General features: G+C 69.5%; 24 protein-coding genes. 13 read left to right on the top strand and 11 right to left on the bottom strand.

Translation table 11 applies throughout. From position 1 onward, the window contains the following. Positions 1-294: 294 nt before the first annotated feature. On the bottom strand, positions 295-972 hold the full coding sequence (locus ACZ6YV_RS29940; protein ID WP_378241730.1) for a uracil-DNA glycosylase: 678 nt from the start codon (positions 970-972) through the stop codon (positions 295-297). Positions 973-1,244: 272 nt separating this feature from the next. Here ACZ6YV_RS29940 and ACZ6YV_RS29935 point away from each other — a divergent pair, with 272 nt between their 5' ends. Next, on the top strand, positions 1,245-1,505 hold the full coding sequence (locus ACZ6YV_RS29935) for a hypothetical protein (RefSeq protein ID WP_465512780.1): 261 nt from the start codon (positions 1,245-1,247) through the stop codon (positions 1,503-1,505). On the opposite strand, the gene ACZ6YV_RS29930 is transcribed toward ACZ6YV_RS29935, so the two are convergent. The 3 genes from ACZ6YV_RS29930 to ACZ6YV_RS29920 form a co-directional block, all read right to left on the bottom strand. After that, entirely contained in the window at positions 1,502-2,023 is a 522-nt protein-coding gene (locus ACZ6YV_RS29930) for a gamma carbonic anhydrase family protein (RefSeq protein ID WP_465512779.1), read from the bottom strand. The genes ACZ6YV_RS29935 and ACZ6YV_RS29930 overlap by 4 nt on opposite strands. An 82-nt stretch (positions 2,024-2,105) precedes the next feature. Then, complete coding sequence (locus ACZ6YV_RS29925; RefSeq protein WP_465512778.1) at positions 2,106-2,576, bottom strand: GNAT family N-acetyltransferase; 471 nt, start codon at positions 2,574-2,576, stop codon at positions 2,106-2,108. Positions 2,577-3,004: 428 nt separating this feature from the next. After that, positions 3,005-3,961 (bottom strand): thiamine-phosphate kinase, encoded by a 957-nt coding sequence (locus tag ACZ6YV_RS29920; protein WP_465512777.1) that lies wholly within the window; start codon positions 3,959-3,961, stop codon positions 3,005-3,007. Positions 3,962-4,098: 137 nt separating this feature from the next. On the opposite strand from ACZ6YV_RS29920, the gene ACZ6YV_RS29915 reads away from it, so the two are divergent. Together ACZ6YV_RS29915 and ACZ6YV_RS29910 are read left to right on the top strand one after the other, a co-directional pair. After that, on the top strand, positions 4,099-4,332 hold the full coding sequence (locus tag ACZ6YV_RS29915; RefSeq protein ID WP_020630788.1) for an Lrp/AsnC ligand binding domain-containing protein: 234 nt from the start codon (positions 4,099-4,101) through the stop codon (positions 4,330-4,332). A 19-nt stretch (positions 4,333-4,351) separates the two neighbouring features. Next, positions 4,352-4,894, top strand: coding sequence for a DUF3515 domain-containing protein (locus ACZ6YV_RS29910; RefSeq protein WP_465512776.1), 543 nt, complete (start codon positions 4,352-4,354; stop codon positions 4,892-4,894). Positions 4,895-4,909: 15 nt separating this feature from the next. On the opposite strand, the gene ACZ6YV_RS29905 is transcribed toward ACZ6YV_RS29910, so the two are convergent. Further along, positions 4,910-5,881, bottom strand: coding sequence for a zinc-binding dehydrogenase (locus ACZ6YV_RS29905; RefSeq protein ID WP_465512775.1), 972 nt, complete (start codon positions 5,879-5,881; stop codon positions 4,910-4,912). A 33-nt stretch (positions 5,882-5,914) separates the two neighbouring features. Further along, positions 5,915-7,273, bottom strand: a complete 1,359-nt coding sequence (pdxR, locus tag ACZ6YV_RS29900; RefSeq protein WP_465512774.1) for a MocR-like pyridoxine biosynthesis transcription factor PdxR — start codon at positions 7,271-7,273, stop codon at positions 5,915-5,917. A 90-nt stretch (positions 7,274-7,363) separates the two neighbouring features. Between pdxR and ACZ6YV_RS29895 the strand changes: the two genes are divergently transcribed. Further along, on the top strand, positions 7,364-8,017 hold the full coding sequence (locus ACZ6YV_RS29895; protein WP_465512773.1) for a pyridoxamine 5'-phosphate oxidase family protein: 654 nt from the start codon (positions 7,364-7,366) through the stop codon (positions 8,015-8,017). A 76-nt stretch (positions 8,018-8,093) separates the two neighbouring features. Here ACZ6YV_RS29895 and ACZ6YV_RS29890 read toward each other — a convergent pair whose 3' ends face one another. After that, a complete protein-coding gene (locus ACZ6YV_RS29890; RefSeq protein WP_465512772.1) occupies positions 8,094-9,530 on the bottom strand; it encodes a sensor histidine kinase in 1,437 nt (478 codons plus the stop codon). Further along, complete coding sequence (locus ACZ6YV_RS29885; RefSeq protein ID WP_465512771.1) at positions 9,527-10,228, bottom strand: response regulator transcription factor; 702 nt, start codon at positions 10,226-10,228, stop codon at positions 9,527-9,529. The genes ACZ6YV_RS29890 and ACZ6YV_RS29885 overlap by 4 nt, the downstream gene beginning before the upstream one ends. 137 nt (positions 10,229-10,365) lie before the next feature. On the opposite strand from ACZ6YV_RS29885, the gene ACZ6YV_RS29880 reads away from it, so the two are divergent. From ACZ6YV_RS29880 to ACZ6YV_RS29855, 6 genes are all read left to right on the top strand, one after another. After that, on the top strand, positions 10,366-11,721 hold the full coding sequence (locus ACZ6YV_RS29880) for a ferredoxin reductase family protein (RefSeq protein WP_465512770.1): 1,356 nt from the start codon (positions 10,366-10,368) through the stop codon (positions 11,719-11,721). Positions 11,722-11,738: 17 nt separating this feature from the next. Continuing rightward, complete coding sequence (locus ACZ6YV_RS29875) at positions 11,739-12,158, top strand: FMN-binding protein (RefSeq protein WP_465512769.1); 420 nt, start codon at positions 11,739-11,741, stop codon at positions 12,156-12,158. Beyond that, positions 12,155-12,892, top strand: coding sequence for an FAD:protein FMN transferase (locus ACZ6YV_RS29870; RefSeq protein ID WP_465512768.1), 738 nt, complete (start codon positions 12,155-12,157; stop codon positions 12,890-12,892). The genes ACZ6YV_RS29875 and ACZ6YV_RS29870 overlap by 4 nt, the downstream gene beginning before the upstream one ends. A gap of 42 nt (positions 12,893-12,934) precedes the next feature. Further along, entirely contained in the window at positions 12,935-13,315 is a 381-nt protein-coding gene (locus ACZ6YV_RS29865; RefSeq protein WP_465512767.1) for a VOC family protein, read from the top strand. Beyond that, positions 13,312-14,136 carry a class I SAM-dependent methyltransferase gene (locus tag ACZ6YV_RS29860; protein ID WP_465512766.1) on the top strand — a complete coding sequence of 275 codons (825 nt, stop codon included), beginning with the start codon at positions 13,312-13,314 and terminating at the stop codon, positions 14,134-14,136. Before ACZ6YV_RS29865 ends, ACZ6YV_RS29860 begins: the two co-directional genes overlap by 4 nt. Before the next feature lie 88 nt (positions 14,137-14,224). After that, positions 14,225-15,235 carry an asparaginase gene (locus ACZ6YV_RS29855; protein WP_378241746.1) on the top strand — a complete coding sequence of 337 codons (1,011 nt, stop codon included), beginning with the start codon at positions 14,225-14,227 and terminating at the stop codon, positions 15,233-15,235. A gap of 819 nt (positions 15,236-16,054) precedes the next feature. Here ACZ6YV_RS29855 and ACZ6YV_RS29850 read toward each other — a convergent pair. From ACZ6YV_RS29850 to ACZ6YV_RS29840, 3 genes are all read right to left on the bottom strand, one after another. Next, positions 16,055-16,534 carry a cysteine dioxygenase gene (locus ACZ6YV_RS29850; protein WP_378241747.1) on the bottom strand — a complete coding sequence of 160 codons (480 nt, stop codon included), beginning with the start codon at positions 16,532-16,534 and terminating at the stop codon, positions 16,055-16,057. A 260-nt stretch (positions 16,535-16,794) separates the two neighbouring features. Next, a complete protein-coding gene (locus tag ACZ6YV_RS29845; RefSeq protein ID WP_465512765.1) occupies positions 16,795-17,808 on the bottom strand; it encodes an NAD(P)H-dependent glycerol-3-phosphate dehydrogenase in 1,014 nt (337 codons plus the stop codon). Then, the gene (locus ACZ6YV_RS29840) at positions 17,808-18,551 is read right to left on the bottom strand and encodes a lysophospholipid acyltransferase family protein (RefSeq protein ID WP_465512764.1); all 744 of its coding nucleotides are present in this window, start codon (positions 18,549-18,551) and stop codon (positions 17,808-17,810) included. Before ACZ6YV_RS29840 ends, ACZ6YV_RS29845 begins: the two co-directional genes overlap by 1 nt. A gap of 66 nt (positions 18,552-18,617) precedes the next feature. Between ACZ6YV_RS29840 and cofC the strand changes: the two genes are divergently transcribed. The 3 genes from cofC to ACZ6YV_RS29825 are packed head-to-tail and all read left to right on the top strand — an operon-like array spanning position 18,618 to position 22,541. Continuing rightward, the gene (gene cofC / locus ACZ6YV_RS29835) at positions 18,618-19,247 is read left to right on the top strand and encodes a 2-phospho-L-lactate guanylyltransferase (protein WP_378241920.1); all 630 of its coding nucleotides are present in this window, start codon (positions 18,618-18,620) and stop codon (positions 19,245-19,247) included. 58 nt (positions 19,248-19,305) lie between these two features. Next, positions 19,306-21,609 carry an RNA degradosome polyphosphate kinase gene (locus ACZ6YV_RS29830; protein WP_465512763.1) on the top strand — a complete coding sequence of 768 codons (2,304 nt, stop codon included), beginning with the start codon at positions 19,306-19,308 and terminating at the stop codon, positions 21,607-21,609. Then, complete coding sequence (locus tag ACZ6YV_RS29825; protein ID WP_465512762.1) at positions 21,606-22,541, top strand: NUDIX hydrolase; 936 nt, start codon at positions 21,606-21,608, stop codon at positions 22,539-22,541. Before ACZ6YV_RS29830 ends, ACZ6YV_RS29825 begins: the two co-directional genes overlap by 4 nt. Positions 22,542-22,712 lie beyond the last annotated feature (171 nt).

Below are 22,712 nucleotides of genomic sequence, written 5' to 3'. Positions count from 1 at the left end.
TCACGAACTTTGGCGTCACCTCAGGAGTCACACCGGCCACTGTTGTCACGCGTTTGAGGTGAGTGTGGAGGGTCGGGGTGGTCGTGAGTGGCAAGTGGGGTTAGAACACGAATCGCCACTCACGACCACCGGGACCGGACGCCCGCCAGCCACGCTCACCCCGCCTCCACCCCGCGCCCGCTTCGCGCCTCGCTCCCCCAAGTACGTGAAGGCCCCCTTCATTGCGCTAGGCGCAATGAAGGGGGCCTTCACGTACTTGAACGCAAGTAGAGGACTAATTGCGGCGGCTGAAGGTCAGGGGAGCTTCCAGTCCACGGGGCCGGCGCCCTGGTCGGCGAGCAGCTGGTTCGCCCGGCTGAAGGGACGCGACCCGAAGAACCCGGCGTGCGCCGAGAGCGGGCTCGGGTGAGCCGATTCGATGCACGGCACCTTCCCCAGCATCGGCTTCAGGTTCCGCGCGTTGCGGCCCCACAGGATCGCCACCATCGGCTCGTCCCGCGCGGCGAGGGCCTTGATGGCCTGCTCGGTGACGTCTTCCCAGCCCTTGCCCTGGTGCGAGTTCGATTTGCCCGGCTGCACCGTCAGCGCCCTGTTGAGCAGCAGGACGCCCTGGTCGGCCCACGGCGTCAGGTCACCGTTCGACGGCAACGGGTGCCCGAGGTCCTCGCAGTACTCCTTGTAGATGTTGATCAGGCTCTTCGGAATCGGCCGGACGTCCGGCGCCACCGAGAAGCTCAGCCCGACGGCGTGGCCGGGCGTCGGGTACGGGTCCTGCCCGACGATCAGCACCCGGACGTCGTGGAACGGCTGCTGGAAAGCCCGCAGCACGTGTTCCCCTGCCGGGAGATAGGTCCGGTCTGCGGCGATCTCCGCGCGAAGGAATTCCCCCATCGCGGCGACCTGCGGCGCCACCGGTTCGAGGGCTTGCGCCCAGCCTGCTTCGACGATGTCCTGCAGCGGTCGTGCGGTCACGGCGTGCGAGCTTACTCAGGCCGGTCGAGGCCCGTTCTTCCGGTGGGTTGAGACAGCGGTCACAAGCGTGTGCGACTTGTCGTATCCTGATCCCAGCGGAGAACGACGTCGTGCGGGAAGGCGATGTCGCGAAACTCCCGTCGGCCGCCTGCCCGGTCTAGCAGGTTTGCGAGACGCGGTGTTCCGCCTGACTTGGCTACCAGTCACCCGAGGCCGGAACGCCCGAGCAGGACCACGCAAGACCGCACACCAACCCTGACCGGCTGGTGGGTATGCCTCGGGACTCGTCGGCAGGTGAGGGCTGGGCTGTGCCGTTCGAGAGCTTTTTCGTCCGTCTGCTCGGGATGTCCGTTCCCGCGCTGCTGGTGACCGCCGGGATCCTCCTGCTGATCTTCCTCGCGGGCTGGTTGACCCAGCGCCAGCAGCTGCACAACGGCAAGGGTGCCCCGTTCAAGATCAGGCTGCCCTTCTACCACGTCGAATCGGGTCAGCCCGAGGACGCCGGACCGCCGGACGAGCAGAAGAAGTCCTAGTCCAGCCGCCGAAGTTCGACCCGGAACCTGGCCGCACGCTCGACATAACCGTCGACGACGAGCTTGATCATGTCCGGCCCGAACGACGTGTTCGGCCGCGTCTTCGCCGGGACGCCGAGCGCGATGTGCCCACTGTCCACATGCGACCCATAGGAGAGGACGGCGCCCGCGCCGACCATCCCGCCGTCCTCGACGACGGTTCCGTTCAGCACCACCGATCCCGACGCGATCAGGCAGCCCTCGCCGATCCGCGCACCCTCGATGTGCACGGAATGCCCGACGGCGGAGGAGTTCCCGATCACCGTCGGCTCCCTGCGGGTGCAGTGCAGGACGCAGCCGTCTTGGACGTTGGACCGCTCGCCGATCTCGATGTAGCCGTGGTCGCCGCGCAGCACCGTCTGCGGCCACACCGACGCGAACGCCGCGATGCGGACGTCGCCGATCACCGTCGCGTCGGGGTGGACGTAGGCGTCGGGGTGGATCGAGGGTTCGAGGTCGCCCAGTGCGTAGATCGGCATGCGTTCTCCTAGGTCGTGTCCGGTAAGTCTGTCCGATGGCCACCTGGGCGCGAAGACCGCGGACAGACTTACCGGACACGGCCTAAACCAGTGACTTGCCGTAGCAGACGCTTCCCGCTTCGTCCTTGTAGTACCCGAAACCCGGCATCTCCCGGTAGCCGGCCGAAACGTACAGCGCGATGGCCTCCGGCTGTTTGTCACCGGTTTCCAGCACCATACGCAGCCGTCCGGCCTCGGCGGCCGTCCGTTCCAGGTCGGCGAGGATCGCTCGCGCGATCCCTCGTCCCCGCGCCGAAGCCATCACGAACATGCGCTTGATCTCGGCGTCGCCGGGCAGCAGGGGGTCCGGCCCGTCGTGCGCCCGCCAGGCACCCGAGCCCACGGGGACGTCGTCGAGGTAGGCGGCCACGAACAAGCCCTTCGGCGAGGCGAACTGCGCCCCGTCCATCGGTGTCTCGTCTTCGCCGCCGTACCGGGCGGTCAGTTCGAGCTGGGCCTCGGCCAGCAGCTTCACCGCGTCGGGGTGGTCGTAGGGCAGCACACGAAGGTCCATGAGCGCGAGATTAGCGAGCGGCCCTGTCGTGGGAAAGCAGAATTGGCCCAAGCGGATGTGGCGTGATCGGCACTGTCGCCGGAGCCGTCCCGCGGCCACGAGGTGATCCGCCGACGAGCTGGCGGAGATCACCGAGCCGGCCGCGCGGGCGAAGGGTCCGGTGGACGCCGAGGATCCCTTCAGCGTCACCGATCTGAGCCATCTCGGGGAGATGCGCAGCCGGCGGATGCCCGTCATGCTGCGCCCGCCCGCGCCCGTCGCCGAACCCGCGATGGAGGTGGCCCGGGTGCACGCGGAGACGGACCTGCGGGCGGCCGAACGCGCGGTGATCGCGGGCTTCGAAATCTCCCGGTTCGAGCCCTACCGCGCGGGTGAGATGTTCCCCACGGCCCTGCTCGGGCAGCCGGGGGTCGCCGTGTTCGTCGCTCCTAGCGCCAATGTTCCCAGCCGCCTTTGTGTCCGTACCGCTTCCCGTCCACCGTCACACCCGAATCCGGCATGGTCACGACGCCGATCTCGCTCCAGCCCTCCGGCAGGTCGGCGAAAGCGGGGAAGGTCGCCGCGAAAGCGTGGTCCTCGCCGCCGGTGAGCACCCATTTCAGCGGGTCGGCGCCGAGTGCGGTGCCGACCTCGGTCAGCCTGCTCGACACGTCGAGATCCGCCGTCCGCACGTCGATCCCGACGCCGGAGGCCGTGGCGATGTGGCCGAGGTCGGACAGGAGCCCGTCGGACACGTCGATCATCGACGTCGCGCCGCCGTCGGCCGCGCGGATGCCCGCCTCGTAGTCCGGTTCGGGGCAGCGCTGCGCGTTGACCACGCTGACCGGTGAGCGGAAACCCCGCCCGAGCACGGCGAGTCCCGCCGCCGCCCAGCCGAGCCGTCCGCAGACCGCGACGACGTCGCCGGGGCGGGCGCCGGACCGCGTCACCGGTTCCCGGCCACCGAGGTCGCCGAGCGCGGTGACACTGATCACGATCTGGTCGGCGCGGACCATGTCGCCGCCGACGATCCCGACCCCCGCGCGGTCGGCTTCGATCCACATGCCCTGGGTGAGTTCGGCGACAAGCGAAGTCTCGGTGTCCGGCGGGCAGGCGAATCCCATGAGGACGGACGTCGGACGGGCGCCCATGGCGGCGATGTCGGTGAGGTTCACCGCGACCGCCTTGCGCCCCACCTGTTCGGCGCTGGACCAGTCGAGGCGGAAGTGGACCCCCTGCACGAGGACGTCGGTGGTGGCCACCGTCCGGCCGTCCGGGGTGGCCACGACGGCCGCGTCGTCCCCCGGTCCGAGCAGCGTCGACTCCGGCTGTTTCCGGCCTGCCGTCACCGCTTCGATCAACCGGAATTCACCGGTACCGGCGACCGTGCCGTCGTTCGGTGACACCCGTCACCTCCACTTTCCCTTGTCCGGACAAATGTCGATCACCGATAGTCGGAAGCCCTAGGTTTTTCCCGAGGCTGGCGATACGTTGCTACAACGTTCCTACCTTGAGCCGACTAAGACAGACGAAGGGGCGCGCCGTGGTCCACGCATACATCCTCATCCAGACCGAGGTCGGCAAAGCCGCCGCGGTCGCCGCGGAGATCTCCACCATCTCGGGTGTCACCAGTTCGGAGGATGTCACCGGCCCCTACGACGTGATCGTCAAGGCCGCGGCCGAGACCGTCGATCAGCTCGGCCAGCTGGTGGTCGCCAAGGTGCAGAACGTGGAGGGCATCACCCGTACGTTGACCTGCCCGGTCGTGCATCTGTAAGAGGTGGTGTAGTGGTCCGGTGGCTGACACGGACACGGGCGCTCCCCCGAAACCACTGCTGATCGCGGCCGCTTGCCTCGCGGTGCTGCTCGTCGCGGGCGTGGCCGTCTTCGGGCTGACCCGCGGCGCGGAGCCCGAGGCCCCGGCCGCGGACGGCCCGCTCCCGCTCGTCCCGGTCCCGGCGCCTCAGTCAGGATCACCCGACTGTGCGAAGCTCGTCGGCGCGCTCCCGCACGAGCTCACCTCGTCCGGGAACACGCTGGTGCGGCGGAAGCTGGCCGACCCCGCCCCCGAGGCGACGGTCGGCTGGGGCACCGGCGATCCGGTGGTCCTGCGGTGCGGGCTCGGCAAGCCGCCGGAGCTCACCCGGACCTCGCAGCTGCGGACGATCAACAACGTCCAGTGGCTGCAGGTCGAGGGCGAGGGCACCGCGACGTGGTTCGTGGTGGACAGGCCCGTCTACACGGCGCTCACCGTGCCGGACACCGCGGGAACCGGGCCGCTCCAGACCATTTCGGACGTCATCGGCGCCAATCTCCCCGCGGTGCCCCTGCGTTTCTGACCCCGCGGTTCTGATTCAGGGCACGACCAGCAGGCTCTTCCCGGTGTACCGCCGCGCCTCGATGTCCGAGTGCGCGGCGGCCGCCTCGGCGAGCGGATACGTCCGGCCGATGACCGGCGTCAGGGTCCCTTCGGCCGCCTGCCGCAGCACTTCCCGCACCCGGCGCGGATTGTCGGGCCAGAAACCGACCAGTTGTGCCATGTCCACAAGGGACAGCCGGGCGCGGTCGGCGGCACCGATCACCGTCTCCGCGCCACTGGACATGCCGTAGCCCGAGAACCGGCCGCCGTTCTTCAGCAACGCCAGCGAGGCCGCGCCCAGTTCGCCGCCGACGCCGTCGAAGACCACGTCCAGCCGGTGGCCTCCGGTGCGGGCGAGGACCTCGCCGGTCCAGTCCGCCACCGAGTAGTCGACCGGCTCGGCCCCCAGTTTCCGGGCGATCGCCGCCTTTTCGCCGCCGCGGACCGCCGCGATGACCGTCGCGCCGGCCGCGCGGGCGAGTTGCACCAGCAGGCTGCCGAGACCGCCGACGCCCGGCGCCACCAGAATCCGTTCCCCGGCCGCGACCGGGGTCTTCTCCAGCAGTGCCAGCGCGGTACTGCCGTCGTCGAACAGGGCCACCGCGTGCCGCGGATCGAGACCGGCCGGGATCGGGAACGTGTCGTCCGGCAGCGCGACGACCGTGTCCGCGTATCCCCCGCCGTAGCCACCGGGCGCGTGGGTGATGACCGCCTTGCCCAGCCAGGTCTCGTCGACTCCGGCGCCGACCGCGTCGACCGTGCCCGCCACCGCGCCACCGGGCACGTACGGCGGCTCGACCGCGAACACTTCGGGACCGTCACCCCGCCGGATGAGGGCGTCGAGCCAGCCGACTCCGGCCGCCGTCACCGCGACGCGGAGTTCGCCGTCCGAGGGCTCGGGGGTGGGCAGTTCGACCTGTTCGAGGACATCGGGATCGCCGAATCGGGACACTGTGATCGCACGCATGATCGCAAGGTAGGACCTCCAGTTCGCTGGAGGTCAACCGAGCACGGGGATCAGCGGTTTGAGCGCGGATCGGAGCGTTTCCCTCGAACAACCCGCGTAACCGATGAGGTTCCCGAACACCGTCGGCGTCCCGACGAAGTGCCGGACCAGCCCGTCGAGCCGGATCCCGGCGCGTTCCGCCGCCGCCAGCCGCGCCGCTTCCTCGTCCGCCGATCCACAGGGGACGACCAGATGCGCGCCCGCGTCGTCGCCGAGCACCGGGATCCCCGCCGACGTCAGCGTGGCCGAAACCAGGGACCGGCGCTCCGAAAGCTCCCTCCGCAGCTTTCGCAGGTGCCGCCCCAGATCGCCGTGCCGCGCGAGTTCCGCGACCACCCGCTGTCCCGCGGGCGACGGACGCGTCCCGGTCGCTTCGCGGTATTCGAGCACCGCGGCCGCGACCGGTGACGGCGCGACCATCCAGCCCGCGCCCAGCGCCGGGGTGAGGATCTTGCTCGTGGTCCCGAGATGCGCGACGACGTCGGGCGCGAGCGCGGCCAGCAGCGGCAGCGGCGCGACGTCGAACCGCAGCTCGCCGTCGTAGTCGTCCTCGATCACCAGCATGCCCTCGGCGCGGGCGAGTTCGACCAGTTCGACCCGGCGGGACGCGCTCATCCGGCTGCCGAGCGGGTACTGATGCGCGGGCGAGCAGTACACCGCGCGGACGTCGGTGGGGACGGCGTCCAGGCGCAGGCCCTCCTCGTCGACCGGAACGGGCACGACCTCCATCCCCGCCCGCCGGAACGCCTGCACCGCGCGCTGATAGCCCGGCTCCTCGATCGCGACCCGGTCGCCGCGCGAGAGCACCGAGCCCGCGAGCTCGATCACGGCCGCCGTCGTGCCGCCGGTGGCGAGCACCGTTCCGGCGGCGAGCCCGCGGTGACGCAGCAGATGCTCGGACACCGCGTCCCGGTACGCGGGCAGGCCGGCCCTGTCCTCGCGATAGGTCGGGCGCGGATCGGCGGCGGCCCGCCACGCGCGGCGCCAGGCGGCCCTCTCGACGCCGTCGGCCCACGGGACTCCCGGCGTGAGGTCGATCAGCGTGGGCGGAGCGGCCGGCTTGCCCGGCGCGAGGCCTTTCGACGGCCTGTCCGCGGGCGGTGTCGTGGTGACGAAGGTGCCGGAGCCGTGGCGGCCCGCGATCCAGCCCTCCGCGTGAAGCTGCTCATACGCCGCCGATGTCACCGTTCGGCTGACGCCGAGCCGGTTCGCGAGCGCCCTGGTCGAGGGCAGCCTGTCGCCGCCGCGCAGATGCCCGTCGCCGGCGGCCGCGCGCAACGCGTCGGCCAGCTGGACCGCGAGCGGGACGAGCGAATCGCGGTCGAGGCTGACCGGCAGAGCGGTGTCGGACATCATGTGCTCCGCCCTCTCGACAAGTGGCCTTCTCAAGTATAGGAGAATTGGCCGTTATTACAGGCCACTCTCGTGGGTGAGACTACTCCCATGTCCACCCCGCTCTCTCCCACCGACCGGACCACCCTCGGCCGTAAGAAGAACCGCGCGCTCACCGACCGCTCGGCGCTGTACGCGGTGCTCGACGAGGGCCTGATCTGCCATCTCGGCGTCGTGCGCGACGGTGTCCCACTGGTGATCCCGACCGGCTACGGCCGCGACGGGAACACGCTCTACCTGCACGGATCCACCGGGGCGAAGAGCATGCGCGACTCCGACGGCGTCGAAATCTGCGTCACGGTGACCCTGCTCGACGGCATCGTCTACGCGCGCTCGATCAACAACCACTCGATGAACTACCGCAGCGCCGTGATCCTGGGCAAGGCGGCCGCGGTCACCGACGCCGACCGGAAGATGCACGGCCTCCGCGTGCTGACCGATCACCTCGCGCCCGGCTCGTGGGAGCACGCGCGCGACGTCAACGCGAAGGAGTTCGCGTCGGTTTCGGTGCTGGAACTGGACCTCACCGAGGCGTCGGTGAAGATGCGCGGCGAAGGTCCCGACGATCCCGAGGACGAGGTCGCGGACGATCTCGCGTGGGCCGGGGTGCTGCCGGTACGGACGGTGTTCGGGGAGCCGGAGCCGTCGGTGGACCTGGCTTCGGAGTGGACTGTGCCGGACCACGTGAAGGGGCGGGCCGGGTAGGTCTCCAGTGTTATGAATGGGACTTTCATCGCAAATTTTGCGATGAAAGTCCCATTCATAACACGCCGGAAGGCGATTACGGGTGCGTTCGCGGCAGCCGCACGGTGAAAGTCGTCGCCCTCGGAACGCTCGAAACCTCGATGGTCCCGCCGTGCGCGGAGACCAGCGAGAGCACCACCGAAAGCCCGAGCCCGGTCCCGCCGTTGCCACGCGTGCGAGCGGTGTCGACCCGGAAGAACCTGTCGAAGATCCGCTCCCGCGCTTCCGGCGGGATCCCTGGCCCGGCGTCGCTCACCCGCAGGACGACCTCGGCCCCTGTGGCCTCTGCCGAAACCGTGACCGGTGTCCCGGGCGGCGTGTGCACCGCGGCGTTGGCGAGCAGGTTGTCCAGCACCTGCCGCAGGCGCACCGGATCTGCTTGCAGGACAACGCCTTCCGGGAGCGGGCCGACGGTCAGCGGATGCTCCGGACGGCCGGCGGTGAAGGCCTCCCCCGCGTCGGTGATCAGCTCGGCGAGGTCGACGTCGACCAGCCGCAGCGGCGCTTCGGTCTCCGGCGCGTCGAGACGCGCGAGGAGCAGGAGATCGTCGACGAGCACGCTCATCCGCTGCGTCTCTTCGCGGATCTTCGACAGATGCGCCTCGCGTTCGGCGGGTTCGTTCGCCGCGGCGTAGCGGAAAAGCTCGGCGTATCCCCGGATCGACGTCAGCGGCGTGCGCAGTTCGTGGGAGGCGTCGGCGATGAACCGCCGCAGCCGTTCGTTCGCCTCCCGGCGCGCGACCAGGGAGGAATCCAGGTGCGCCAGCATCAGGTTGAACGCCGTCCGCAGCTCCTCGACTTCGGCGCCGCCGCCGCTCGCCTGCGCGCGCACCGGCAGATCGGCGTTCGTGGTCAGGTCGTGTGACGCGATGTCGTGCGCCGTCCCGGCCATGTCGCTCAGCGGCCGCAATCCGCGCCGCAGCACCAGCCGTCCGGCGATCACCAGCACCGCCAGCGCCAGCAGGAACGCGACGACCTCGACCATCACCAGCTGGCTGACCGTCCGGTCCAGATCCGCCTGCGGTGCGGCGCTGACCAGCACGATGTTCCGGCTCGGCTCGATCGGGCAGGCCCGGACGCGGTAGGTGCCCTTGTCCTCGATGTAGACGGTGCGCAGCACCTCGGTCCGCGTCGCGTCCTCGGCGACCTTCGCCAGCTCCTTCGTGTCCGGCGGCAGGGAACCGCCGTCCTGCGCCAGCGCGTCCCCGTTCCGCACCGCGAAAACGGCGGAAAACCAGCCGTAGGCCTGCTGAGGTTTCCCGCCGTGCGTGGTGCGCAGTGACGGCACCTGGCTGATCTGGGTCTTGGCGAGCTGCTCGTCGAGCCTGTCGTTCAGATAGCCCTTCATGATGCCGACCATCACGGTGCCGACGACGGCGAACACCACCAGCGCCAGCACGCCGAGCCCGAGCGCCAGCCGGGTCCCGAGCCTCGAGCGGCGCCAGGCGTCGTACCACCGGCGCAGCACGGTCATCTCGCGGCCTGCCGGACCACGTAGCCCACCCCGCGCACGGTGTGGATCAGCGGCTCTTTGCCCGCGTCGAGTTTGCGCCGCAGGTGCGAGATGACGAGTTCGACCACATTGGACCGGCCGCCGAAGTCGTATTCCCAGACGTGGTCGAGGATCTGCGCCTTGGTCAGCACCGAAGGCGAACGCCGCATGAGGTAGCGCAGCAGTTCGTACTCGGTCGGCGTCAGCTCGGCGGGCCTGCCGTCGCGGGCGACCTCGCGGGTGTCCTCGTTCATGGTCAGATCGCCGACCCGCAGCAGAGCGGCCGCCCTGGCCTGACTGCTGGTGCTTCGCCGCAGCACCGCGCGCAACCGCGCCATCAGTTCCTCGACGGAGAACGGTTTGACGAGGTAGTCGTCACCGCCTCGGGTGAGCCCGGCGACGCGATCCGCTGTCGCGTCCTTCGCGGTGAGGAAGACGACGGGGACCGCCGTCCCGGACTCGCGGAGCCTGTCCAGCACGGTGAACCCGTCGATACCGGGCAGCATCAGGTCGAGCACGACGATGTCGGGCCCGAATTCGGCCGCCCTGGCGAGCGCGGCCTCGCCTGATCCGGCTGTGACGGCTTGCCAGCCCTCGTAGCGGGCGACGGTGGCCACCAGGTCGGCGATATGCGGCTCGTCGTCCACCACCAGCAGGCGAACGGGGTTCTCGGTGTTCACCAGGCCCATCCTCCGTTAACGCGCGCGCGAGAGCGAGGCGGGAGCGCAGACGACAGGAAGCCGACAGGTTCCGCCAAGAAAGGTCACAGGTTGGCACAGCAGGCTCGGCGCTTGAACCAGACAGGAAGGGACCACGTGTGACAACCATGACGCAGACCGCCGTGAGACCGCGCCCGGCGATCCGTCCCAGGATCGCCGCACGCGCCGGGCTCTTCACCTTCATCGGGGCCAACGTGGCCGCCGTGACCGCGCTCTTCTTCGCCGCGGGGCCGTCCGACAACGTCCTCATCAGCGTCGGCAGGCTCGCCGGGCTGTACGGGGCGCTGGCGATGGCGTTCCAGCTGCTGCTGGTCGCCCGGCTCCCGTGGCTCGACCGCCGCCTCGGCATGGACCGGCTCACCGTCTGGCACCGCTGGACCGGGTTCAGCCTCCTGTGGACACTGCTCACCCACTTCGTCTTCATCGTCTTCGGCTACTCGCAGGTCGAGGACAACGGCGTCGTGGACGAGTTCGTCACGATGGTGACCAAACTGGAGGGGATCCTGCGCGCGGTCGTCGCGCTCGCGCTGATTCTGCTCGTCGGCGCCGTTTCCGCGCGGTTCGCCCGCCGTCGTCTGGCGTACGAGACCTGGCATTTCCTGCACCTCTACACCTACGCGGCGGTCGTTCTGGCGTTCAGCCACCAGATCGCGCTGGGCGGATCGTTCGCTTCGTCGACGGGGGCCCAGGCCTACTGGTGGGCGGTGTGGGGTGTCGCGCTCGGCTCGGTCTTCGCCGGCCGCGTGGTGCTGCCGCTGGCGCGGAATCTGCGGCACCGGCTGAAGGTCGTCGCCGTGGTCCCCGAATCCGACGACGTCGTCTCGGTGTACATCACCGGAAAGCACCTCGACAAGATGCCCGCGAGGGCGGGCCAGTTCTTCCTCTGGCGCTTCATGACCCGGGATCGCTGGTGGCAGGCCAATCCTTTCTCGCTTTCGGCCGCGCCGGACGGCCACACCCTGCGGCTGACCGCGAAAGCCGCCGGTGACGGCAGCGCGTCGCTGCGGTCGCTGAAGGTCGGCACCAAGGTGTTCGCCGAAGGTCCGTATGGCGCGTTCACCACGATGCACCAACAGAAACCGGACGCGCTGCTGGTCGCGGGCGGCGTCGGGATCACCCCGATCCGCGCGCTGCTGGAGGAGATCTCCGGCCATGTCGTGGTGCTCTACCGCGTCCGCACCCAGCTCGACGCCGTCCTCCTGCCGGAGCTGCGGGGCTTGGCGCAGGCGCGCGGCGCCGTCGTCCACGTCCTCAGTGGACCGTCCGATCAGGCCGGTCCCCACGGGCCGGTGCTCGGCGCGCACAGCCTGCGGCTGATGGTGCCGGACATCGAGGACAGGGACGTCTTCGTCTGCGGCCCGCCCGGAATGACGTCGGCGACGCTACGCAGCCTGCGGGAGCTGCGGGTGCCGAGCAGTCAGGTCCACGCCGAACGCTTCAGTCTCGCCGCCTGAACCAGGGAGTCCCGATCATGAAGAAGACCATCGTCGCCGCCACGGTCGCCCTTTCGACCTTCGGCTTCCTCGGGGTCTGGCTGTACGAACCGGGTCCGCTCGGTTCCGAGACCGTGGCCGTCGCCGCGCCCGCCCCGTCCACCGTGTCCTCTTCGGACGGTGGCGCGTCCGAAGGCGCCGAGCGCACCGTCGACGGTTCGGTGGAGAGCAACCGTTACGGCACCGTGCAGGTGCGGCTGGTGATCTCGGCCGAGGACAAGATCTCGGAGGTCCGCCTGCTGCGGCGGCCGGTCAGCGGGCGCGGCGTCGACGCGATCCCGGTCCTGCAGGAGGAGACGCTGACCGCGCAGAGCGCCGACATCGACACCGTCTCCGGGGCGACGTCGACGAGCGAGTCGTACGTCAAATCGCTCCAGGCGGCACTGGACGCGAGATGAACCGTGTCGAGCAGGTGATGGGGCTGCCGGTCTCGGTCGACGTCCGCGCGGGCGGCGAACTCGTCGACCACGCGATCGACGGCGTCTTCGGCTGGCTGCGGGAGGTCGACGCCCGGTTCAGTCCCTTCAAGGCCGGTAGTGAAGTCTGCCGTTACGACCGTGGCGAACTCGCGCCTTCGGAGCTGAGCGACGACCTGCTCGAAGTGCTTTCGCTGTGCGACCACTACGAACGGCTGTCCGGCGGGGCGTTCAGCGCCCGGCTCCCCGGACGGCGGCTCGACCCGAACGCCGTGGTCAAGGGCTGGGCGGTGCAGCGGGCGGCGTCCTTGCTGCTGGCCGAGGGCCTGGACGTCTTCTGCGTCAACGCGGGCGGCGACGTGGTCACCTCCGGCGAACCGGAACCCGGCCGCGCGTGGCGGGTCGGCATCCGGCATCCCGAACGGTTCGACGCGATCTGCGCGGTGGTGGAGTCGTCCGGCGGCGCCGTCGCGACTTCGGCGGAATACGAGCGCGGCGCGCACATCCTGGACGGCCGGACCGGGCGCCCGGCCACCGGGCTGCTGAGCGTCACTGTCGCCGCCGACGACCTCGTCGCGGCGGATTCCCTGGCCACGGCCGCTTTCGCGCTCGGAACCGAGGGGATCGCCTGGATCGCGTCGCAGCCGGACTGTCAGGTACTGATCGTCGACGCGAACCGGCAGGTGCACCGGTCGCCGGGCCTTCGGCTGGGCTAAAACGGTGGCAGGGGCTCGCGGGCTCGGGCAGACTGCGGACTCATGGCTTCTGTAGTGCAAAACTTCTTCTTCGACTGCGCCGACGCCTACGAACTGGGGCGGTTCTGGAGTGAGGTCGTCGGCAAACCGATGGCCGACGACGACGTACCCGGCGATCCCGAAGCGATCATCTTGCTGGACAACGGTGTCACGCTGTTCTTCGGGCAGGTCCCCGAGCCGAAGACGACGAAGAACCGCATCCACCTCTGCCTCGAACCCGACATCCCGCGCGACGAAGAGGTGGAACGCCTGCTGAAGCTCGGCGCGACCCTGCTGCACGACCGGCGCAAGCCGGACGGCACCGGCTGGGCCGTCCTCGGCGACCCCGAAGGCAACGAATTCTGCGTGCTGCGCAGCGCCGCGGAAAAGGCCGCGACCTCGTGACGGACTACGTCGCCGTCAACCGCGCGAACTGGGACGAACGCGCGCCGGCCCACGCCGCTTCGGCGGATTACGGCTACGAGCGGTTCGTCGCGGATCCCGCGCACCTCAGTGGCGTGGTCACCTTCGACCGACCGCTGCTCGGCGACGTCTCCGGTGCGCGCGGGGTGCACCTGCAGTGCCACATCGGCACGGACACGCTTTCCCTGTCCCGCCTCGGCGCGCGGATGACCGGACTCGACTTCTCCCCGACCTCGCTGGAGATCGCGCGACGGCTCGCGGCCGAGACGGGCGCGGAGATCGATTACCACGAGTCCGATGTGTACAGTGCCGCCGACGTGCTGGGCGCCGGGGAATTCGACCTCGTCTACACGGGAATCGGCGCGATCTGCTGGCTGCCCGACATCGCCCGCTGGGGGCAGGTCGTCGGGAAGCTGCTGCGGCCGGGCGGACGGCTGTTCATCCGGGACATACACCCGATGCTGGGCACCCTCGACGAGACGCAGCCGCGGATCACGCCGCACTACCCGTACTTCGAGCAGGCCGAACCGCTGGTGTTCGACGAGCAGGGGACCTATGTGGACACCGACGTCGCGTTCGAGAACACCCGGACGCACGAGTGGAACCACGGGCTGGGCCAGATCGTCACTTCGCTGCTCGACGCGGGACTGACGCTGACGCGGCTGGTGGAACACGACAGCGTGCCGTGGAACGCGCTGCCCGGGTTCATGACACCGGTCGAGGCGACCGAGGAATGGCGGCTTTCGGAGAATCCGCAGCGGCTGGCGGCCAGTTTCACCATCGAGGCCGTGAAGAGAGCTTGAGCCCGGATTTCGCGTGATCAGACCCCGCACTCGCGTGATTAGAGGCGGATCTCGCGTGATTAGAGCCGTACCTACGAGAATGGACCGTATGTCGAGTGATCCCCGACGGCCGTTGGTCGCCGTCGCCGCCCTGGGCGGCACCATCTCCATGGTCCCCGGTGACGGTGAAGACCACGCCGTCCCCCGGCTCACCGCCGCCGACCTGCTCGGCGACCTGGGCGAGAACCTCGAGATGGACGTCCGCGCGGAGACGCTCGCGGGAATCTCCAGCGCGTCGATGGACTTCGCGACCCTGATCAGGACCCGCGACTGGGCTGCCCGAGCCGTCGACGAAGGCGCTGAAGGCGTTGTCGTGGTCCAGGGCACGGACACGCTCGAAGAGACCGCGTACTTCTTCGAGTTGACGTGGGCTTCCGAGGCCCCGATCGTGATCACCGGCGCGATGCGCAACCCCAGTCTGCCCAGCGCGGACGGCGCGGGGAACCTGCTCGCGGCGCTGACCGTCGCCGCCGATCCCCGCAGCCGGGGCCGCGGCTCGCTGGTCGTGTTCAACGACGACGTCCACGCCGGACGCTGGGTCCGCAAGACGCATTCGAGCCATGTCGAGGCGTTCTCTTCGAATCCCGCCGGGCCGCTCGCGCTGGTCAGCGAAGGTTTGGTGCACTACTTCCACCCGGTCGCCGCCCGCCCGGCGGCGTTGCCGTTGGAGAACGCGGACTTCTCCGGGCTGGTGCCGATCGTCGAGAGCGGCGTCGAGGACACCGGCGAACTCCTGGAGACGCTGGTCAAGGCCGGGGTCAAGGGAGTGGTACTCGCCGCGAACGGCGCCGGGCACGTTTCGGCGGGGTCCGCCGACGTGATCGAGCGCGTGCTGCCGGAGGTGCCGATCGTGGTCGCCGGCCGGACCGGTGCGGGGCCGACGTTCCGCGGTACCTACGGCTTCCGCGGTTCCGAGTCCGACCTGATCGCGATGGGCGCGACGATGGCGGGCTGGCTGGACCCGCGCAAATCGCGGCTCCTGCTGCACACCCTGCTCGCCACCGGTGCCTCGCGAGACCGCGTCGAGGCCGAATTCCGGCTGCGCGGCGACCTCGCCTGAAGCCCCGCGTTTCGTCCTCTGGATGCGGTAGTCGCACGCGCAAGGAACGCATTCAGAGGACGAAAAGCGGGAAGGGGGCGGTCGGTCCAGGTGGTCGTGAGTGGCGATTCGTGTTCTGGCGGACCCGTATTTGCCTGCCCACTGGGCCCGGATCGCGTCTCGGTGTCCTTGGTGGGGCTCGTGCTGGATGTCGGTGTGGGCGACGGGGGAAGGTTCCGGACGTTGAATGGCCGGAACCTTCCCTGCTCGGTTGTCGGCCGCAGGGGTTGAGGTCCATGGCCGGGTGACTTCGCGACGGTGAAGGATTTGGGACGTTGAACCTCCCAAATCCTTCACCGTCGATCTGGGCGTCCGCCGGGATCGTCACCTTCGCGCAGGTCGGCGGCAGGTAGGCAAATACCGGTCCGCCCTAACCCGAATCGCCACTCACGACCACCCCGACCCACGCCTCACCGCCGCTTTGGTCGCCTGCAGTACGTGAAGGTCGAGTTTCTTCGGCTGAGCCGAGGGAAGGGGGCCTTCACGCGCAGCCTTCGTGACTGCTGGTGCGCGTGGGGCGCATGTGGCGATCCGCAAGCCAGCGCTCGACCGCAGCCAGAATCCAGTAGGTACCTAAGACATCCTTGGCTCCAGACCGAATCGCCACTCACGACCATCTCAACCGACGCGCGCTTCAGCCCCAGTCCGTGAGTGAGGCGCGTCGCGAAAGCCACTTTCGCGACGTCTGATGTCCCGAAAGTGGCTTTCGCGACACGGCCGAGGATCGCGAAAGCCGCTCCAAGGACCGCATTCAGAGGACGAAACGCGGGAAGGGAGGGGTCAGTCCCGGATCGGGCCCGTGATGGGGTCCAGGTGGTACGGGCGCATGGTGCGCGGCTGGTGCCGGTAGACGTGCACGCTCACGGCGGGGTCCGGCCCGTCGTTGCGCACTTCGTGGATGTAGCCCGGACCGAAGACGCGCGACTGGCCTTCCGACAGCGAATGCAGCTCCGTCACCGCCCGGCCGTCGGACGCGCGCCGGGCGACGGTCTCGCTCAGCTTTCCGCCGACCACGGTGAACGCGCCCGCGGCGAATTCGTGGTCGTGCAGGTCGGTGTACTGGCCGGGCAGCCAGCTCATCAGCCAGATCTCCTGCAGTTCGTCGGCCTCGACGAGGGCGGAGAAACGCTCCTCGGGGTCGTAGCGCAGCAGGTGCCGCCAGCGGTCACGATCCGCGGCGAATTCGAGCGCGACGCGCACCGGGTGGCGCAGGGCGGGGTTTTCGGGAATGACGAGCGTGTTGTCCGGGACGGCGAACATGAAGGAGTCCTCGCAAAGGAAAGAAGGTGTCGATCTGGGCCGGGGCGGGGTTCACCGACAACAGAGACACGCGCACGCGACCGCACCAAGACCCGAGAGGCCCCGCGACACAGTCATCCCACGTGCGAACATGCCCTCAGCGAACCAGTGCGGAGCCCGGCGGTCAACCGATCTCACACCGTGGACCGTGAGTTCTGCACCCGCGATCCATGCTCGCAGCACGAATCGGACGCCGTCTGTCGCGATCCTGCGGTCTTCCTCTAGGACCACTCGTGTTTCTGCGACCGTCCGAGCAGCTCGGCTCCGGCACGCCGTGGGTCGACCCCTTCGTAACAGACGCGGTGCATCGCGTCGGTGATCGGCATGTCGACGCCGAGGCTCAGCGAAAGCTCCCGGATCGACGTGCACGACTTGACGCCCTCGGCGACCTGACCGCCGGTGGCCGCCAGCGCCTGCTCCAGCGTCTCGCCCCGGCCGAGCCGCTCGCCGAAGGTCCGGTTGCGCGACAACGGCGACGAGCACGTCGCCACCAGATCGCCGACGCCCGCCAGCCCGGCGAAGGTCAGCGGGTCGGCCCCGAGTTTCGCGCCGAGCCTGGCCATCTCGGCCAGCCCGCGGGTGATCAGCGTGGCCGCGGTGTTGGCGCCCAGCCCCAGCCCCGCCGCCATGCCGCAGCTGAGCGCGATGACGTTCTTGCACGCCCCGCCCAGCTCGCAGCCGACGACGTCGGTGTTGGTGTACGGCCGGAAGTACTGGTTGAAGCTCGCCTGCTGGATCGCCTTGGCGTTGTCGTGGTCGGTGCAGGCGAGCACCGCCGCCGCCGGCTGCCCCAGCGCGATCTCCTTCGCCAGGTTCGGCCCGGACACGACCACGATCTGCCCGTCGTCGACCCGGGCGATCTCGGCGATGACCTCGCTCATCCGCTTGAGCGTGCCCAGTTCGACGCCCTTCGCGAGGCTCACCAGGATCGCGTCGGACGGCAACAGACCGGACCACTCCGAAAGATTGGTCCGCAACGTCTGGCTCGGCACCGCGAGGACCACGGCCTGCGCGCCGTCGAGAGCCTCGGCCGGATCCGCCGTCGCGGTGATCCGCTCCGGCAGTTCGATATCGGGTAAATAGGACGAATTGAGATGCCGATCCCGGATTTCGGCCGCGACCTCGGGCCGACGGGCCCAGATGGTCACGTCACGTCCGGCGTCGCCGAGCACCTTGGCGAACGCCGTCCCCCACGATCCGGCGCCGAGCACGGTCACCCGCTGGACCTCGGCCATCAGGCGTCTTCCCCCGGCTTCTTCGCGGGCGGTTCCTCCTCGCGGATGTCCGCGAGCAGGGCGGTGATGTCGGTCATCATCAGTTCGGTGACCTCGCGCAGCTTGGACGCGCTGCGCGTGGACCCGTCCTTGTAGGCCGAGAGGTCCATCGGCTCACCGACCAGATGCGTGATCTTCTTGCGCGGGAACGGCGTGAACTTCTTCGTGTAGCCGTTGAAGATGTGGTTCGTGCCCCAGCGGGCGACCGGGATCACCGGCACGTCGGTCTCCAGCGCGAGCCGCGCGGCGCCGGTGAACGGCTTCTTCGGCCAGCCGTCCGGGTCCTTGGTGATCGTTCCCTCGGGGTAGATCACCACGATCTTGCCGTCCGCCAGCGCCTGGTGAGCGGCCTTGAGGCTGTCTCCCGCGGCTTTCGAACCCCGCGAAACCGGGATCTGCCCCGCCCCGACGAAGATCTTGCCGAACAGCGGCGTCCTGGTCAGGCTCTCCTTGCCGAGGAAACGCGGCACCCGCTTCTGACGGTGCACGAACACCGCGTCCACCACCGGGTCCATGTGGGACACGTGGTTGAGCAGGAGCAGCGCGCCGCCTTCGCGGGGGATCCGGCCGGCGTTGCGGTAGACCCGCTTGCCGATGGCCGTCGCCGGGTAGAACAGTGCGGCGGCGATGCCCACCCAGATGCCGCCCTTCTCACGCCGGGCCAATTCGTCCTCCTCGAAGTCACACGTGTCGTCCCAGGCCACTGATCCTGCCGCGCGCACGCGAGCGCGGTCCAGGGAGGGTCGGGTAAGAATGCAGATGTGGACAGTGTGGGTACCGACCTGATCGTGCCGATGAAACGCCCGGCGCAGGGCAAGTCGCGGCTTCGCGGCGCGGTCGTGCCCGAGCGGCACGCCGAACTGGTGCTGGCGCTGGCCTACGACACGCTGTCCGCGGCGACCTCGGCGGACGGGGTCCGCCGGGTGCTGGTGGTCGCCGCCGACCCGGCGTCGGTGGCGGAGCTCACCGAGCTGGGCGTCGAGATCGTCACCGAGCCGTCGGGGGGCGGATTGAACGCGGCCCTGCGGTACGGCGAAGAGCTGCTACGCCGGGACACGCCGTCCGGTCTCGTCGGGGCCCTGCAGGCCGACCTGCCCGCGCTGCGGACCGAAGACCTCACCGCCGCCCTCGCCGAGGCCGCCGGACGCCGCGCGTTCGCCGCGGACCGGCAGGGAACGGGCACGACGCTGTTGCTCGCGGGGGCGGGCCGCGCGCTGGCACCCCGGTTCGGCGAGGGTTCCGCGCGGGCGCACACCGCGTCCGGTGCGACCCCGCTCACCATCGCCGCGGAATCACTCCGCGCGGACGTGGACACCTCGGATGATCTCGCTCACGTCCGCACCCTCGGTGTCGGAAAGCGCACTTCAACGCTGTTGGGAACACCCTGCGTGGTGATGTGACGAGAGTTCACCCCGCGGACCCGCGCGCGGCGCACATAATCGCGCCGAGTGGTGAACAATGAAGCCCGTGAGCACAAACGACGGCGGCACCTCGAACTCGGCAAGGAAGCGGAAGACCTCCGCCGCGAAACCGGAACCGGACAACGGCACGGCGAAACCGTCCCGGGTGAGAAAGACGAACAGCTCGGCCCCGCGCGCGGCCATCCGGGCGACCCGCGGCGGCTCGGCGAGCCGTCCCGCCCAGGAGTTCCGCTCGCTGCCGGGCGCGCCTCCCGCGGTGACGTCGGCACCCACCGCCGTCGAAACGCTGCCCGACGACCGGTACTTCAACCGTGAGCTGTCATGGCAGGACTTCAACGCGCGCGTGCTCGCGCTGGCCGAGGACGAGTCGCAGCCGCTGCTCGAACGCGCCAAGTTCCTGGCCATCTTCGCGTCCAATTTGGACGAGTTCTACATGGTTCGGGTCGCCGGGCTGAAGCGCCGCGACGAGACCGGTCTCCCGGTCCGCAGCGCGGACGGGCTCACCCCGCGCGAGCAACTGGCCTACATCGCCAAGCGCAACCAGGACCTGGTCGAGCGGCACACGAACGCCTTCGAGCTGCACCTGCGGCCGCAGCTGGCCGACGAAGACATCCACATCGTCGGCTGGAACGACCTGACCGGCGCCGACCAGCTCCGGCTGTCCAACTACTTCAGCGAGCAGATCTTCCCGGTGCTCACACCGCTGGCCGTGGATCCCGCGCACCCGTTCCCCTACATCTCCGGACTTTCGCTCAACCTCGCGATCACCGTCCGGGACCCGGAGGCGGGCACCGAGCGGTTCGCGCGCGTCAAGGTCCCGAGCAACGTGCCGCGCCTGATGCGCATCGAGCAGCAGCCGAGGGAGGTCCGCACAGCCACCTTCCTTCCGCTGGAGGAACTGATCGCCGCCCATCTCGGCGAGCTGTTCACCGGGATGGAGGTCACCGAACACCACGCCTTCCGGGTCACCCGCAACGCGGACTTCGAGGTCGAGGAAGACCGGGACGAGGACCTTCTCCAGGCGCTGGAACGCGAACTGGCCCAGCGCCGGTTCGGCCCACCGGTGCGGCTCGAAGTGGCGCAGGACATGAGCGAGCACATGCTCGAACTGCTGCTGCGCGAGCTGGAGGTCGACCCGCGCGACGTCGTCGAGGTCCCCGGTCTGCTGGATCTGACCTGCCTGCACCAGTTGTCCGGTGTCGACCGGAAGGAACTCAAGGACCGCCCTTTCGTCCCGGCGACGCATCCGGCGTTCGGTGAGCGCGAGACGCCGAAGTCGGTGTTCGCGACGCTGCGCGAGGGCGACGTCCTCGTGCACCACCCGTACGACTCGTTCTCCACCAGCGTCCAGCGGTTCATCGAACAGGCCGCCGCGGACGAGAAGGTGCTGGCGATCAAGCAGACGCTGTACCGCACCTCCGGCGACTCCCCGATCGTCGACGCGCTGATCGACGCCGCCGAGGCGGGCAAGCAGGTCGTCGCGCTGGTCGAGATCAAGGCACGGTTCGACGAGCAGGCCAACATCACCTGGGCCCGGACGCTGGAACGCGCCGGCGTGCACGTGGTGTACGGGCTCGTCGGGCTGAAGACGCACTGCAAGGTGTCGATGGTGGTGCGCCAGGAGGGTTCGACCATCCGCCGCTACTGCCACATCGGCACCGGCAACTACAACCCGAAGACCGCGCGGCTGTACGAGGACCTCGGCATCCTGACCGCCGACCCGACGATCGGCGCGGACCTGACGGACCTGTTCAACGTGCTCACCGGGTACTCCCGCCAGGACACCTACCGCAACATCCTCACGTCGCCGCACGGGATCCGCCGCGGCATCGTGCGCGCGATCGGCGAGGAGATCGAACTCGCCCGCGCCGGCCAGACCGCCGGGATCCGGCTCAAGTGCAACTCGCTCGTCGACGAGCAGATCATCGACGCGCTGTACCACGCTTCGCAGGCCGGAGTGCCCGTCGACATCGTGGTGCGCGGGATCTGCGCGCTGAAGCCGGGTGTGGAAGGGCTGAGCGAGAACATCCACGTGCGCTCGATCCTCGGGCGGTTCCTGGAGCACTCGCGCATCTTCAACTTCCGCGCGGGCGGCACGCACTGGATCGGCAGCGCGGACATGATGCACCGCAACCTGGATCGCCGGATCGAGGCGCTGGTGCGGGTCAAGGATCCGAAACTGACGGCGCAGCTGGACTACATCTTCGAATCCGCGCTGCACCCGGCCACCCGCTGCTGGGTGCTGGCCGCCACCGGCGAGTGGACCCCGTTCCCCGCGTCCGGGGACGACGTCCGCGATCACCAGGTCGAGCTCGCGAAGCGGCACGGAGCCGCCGGATGAGCGGGGTCGTGCGGGCGGCGGGCGCCGTCCTCTGGCGCCGTGCCGGGGACCGGATCGAGGTCGCGCTGGTCCACCGGCCACGCTACGACGATTGGTCGCTGCCGAAGGGAAAGCTGGATCCGGGCGAGACCATCGCGGAGGCCGCGGTCCGCGAGATCGCGGAGGAGACCGGATTCGAAGCGGTGCTCGGCCGGTATCTGGTGCGGACCGAATACACCGTGGCGGGAGCGCCGAAGACCGTCGACTACTTCTCCGCGCACGCGGCTTCCGGCGCTTTCGCGCCGAACGAGGAAGTCGACGAACTGCGCTGGCTCGACGCGGAGGTGGCGGAGAAACTGCTGACGCGGCCCGGGGACGTCCGGGTGCTGCGCGAGTTCTCCGCGCTGCCGCCCGCGCTCACCACGGTGATCCTGGTGCGGCACGCCAAAGCGGGTAAGCGTGACGAGTGGAACGGCGACGACGACCTGCGGCCGCTTTCGGACGCGGGTCAGCGTCAGGCCGAAGCGCTGCGTTCGCTGCTGCGGCACTACGCGCCGGACAGGGTGCTCTCGGCGCCGCGGCTTCGTTGCGTCCAGACGGTGAACGGGCTCGCCGAGGATCTCGGGTCCGAGGTCCGGCACGAGCCGCTGCTGTCGGAAGAGGGCTATTGGCCGGACCCGGTGCTCGGTGTCGCGCGGCTGCTGGCCATCGCCGGTGACGGCGGGACGCCGGTGGTCTCCAGCCAGGGCGGCGTGATCCCGGACGTGGTCAGCGCGCTGGCCGACCGCGACGGCGTCGACCTGCCCGCCGCGCGCGGCGGTGTGGTGCCGTCGAAGAAGGGCTCGTTCTGGGTGCTGTCCTTCCGGGCTCCGACCGAAGAGGACGGGCCGGTGCTGGTGGCCGCGGACTACTTCGCGTCGCCTTTGCCCACGCCCGCTCCGGCGCATCGCTGACGCTTGATTCGCGTGAAGGCCCCCTTCCTTCGGGATGGGGGCCTTCATGCGTTAAGGGCGACGCAACTCGGTTTCGGGTGTCGGGGTAGACCCAATAGCGGGGTTATTGGTTTGGCAAAATTGGTTTTAGGAACACCGGGCCCCGGGGCTCACAAAATGATAAAACCCACC

It is taken from the genome of Amycolatopsis sp. NPDC102522, from assembly GCF_055584485.1.
The sequence above is the reverse complement of the archived record's forward strand: the minus strand, read 5'-3'. Positions and strand labels throughout refer to the sequence as shown.

Coding starts and splice junctions, on each gene's coding strand:
- ACZ6YV_RS29930 (WP_465512779.1), bottom strand. CDS start 2,023: ATGCCGATCTACGCACTGGGCGACCTCGAACCCTCGATCCACCCCGAC.
- ACZ6YV_RS29825 (WP_465512762.1), top strand. CDS start 21,606: ATGAGCGGGGTCGTGCGGGCGGCGGGCGCCGTCCTCTGGCGCCGTGCC.
- ACZ6YV_RS29890 (WP_465512772.1), bottom strand. CDS start 9,530: ATGACCGTGCTGCGCCGGTGGTACGACGCCTGGCGCCGCTCGAGGCTC.
- ACZ6YV_RS29935 (WP_465512780.1), top strand. CDS start 1,245: ATGCCTCGGGACTCGTCGGCAGGTGAGGGCTGGGCTGTGCCGTTCGAG.
- ACZ6YV_RS29855 (WP_378241746.1), top strand. CDS start 14,225: ATGTCGAGTGATCCCCGACGGCCGTTGGTCGCCGTCGCCGCCCTGGGC.
- ACZ6YV_RS29850 (WP_378241747.1), bottom strand. CDS start 16,534: ATGTTCGCCGTCCCGGACAACACGCTCGTCATTCCCGAAAACCCCGCC.
- pdxR (WP_465512774.1), bottom strand. CDS start 7,273: ATGTCCGACACCGCTCTGCCGGTCAGCCTCGACCGCGATTCGCTCGTC.
- ACZ6YV_RS29865 (WP_465512767.1), top strand. CDS start 12,935: ATGGCTTCTGTAGTGCAAAACTTCTTCTTCGACTGCGCCGACGCCTAC.
- ACZ6YV_RS29870 (WP_465512768.1), top strand. CDS start 12,155: ATGAACCGTGTCGAGCAGGTGATGGGGCTGCCGGTCTCGGTCGACGTC.
- ACZ6YV_RS29830 (WP_465512763.1), top strand. CDS start 19,306: ATGAAGCCCGTGAGCACAAACGACGGCGGCACCTCGAACTCGGCAAGG.
- ACZ6YV_RS29925 (WP_465512778.1), bottom strand. CDS start 2,576: ATGGACCTTCGTGTGCTGCCCTACGACCACCCCGACGCGGTGAAGCTG.
- ACZ6YV_RS29845 (WP_465512765.1), bottom strand. CDS start 17,808: ATGGCCGAGGTCCAGCGGGTGACCGTGCTCGGCGCCGGATCGTGGGGG.
- ACZ6YV_RS29895 (WP_465512773.1), top strand. CDS start 7,364: ATGTCCACCCCGCTCTCTCCCACCGACCGGACCACCCTCGGCCGTAAG.
- ACZ6YV_RS29875 (WP_465512769.1), top strand. CDS start 11,739: ATGAAGAAGACCATCGTCGCCGCCACGGTCGCCCTTTCGACCTTCGGC.
- ACZ6YV_RS29905 (WP_465512775.1), bottom strand. CDS start 5,881: ATGCGTGCGATCACAGTGTCCCGATTCGGCGATCCCGATGTCCTCGAA.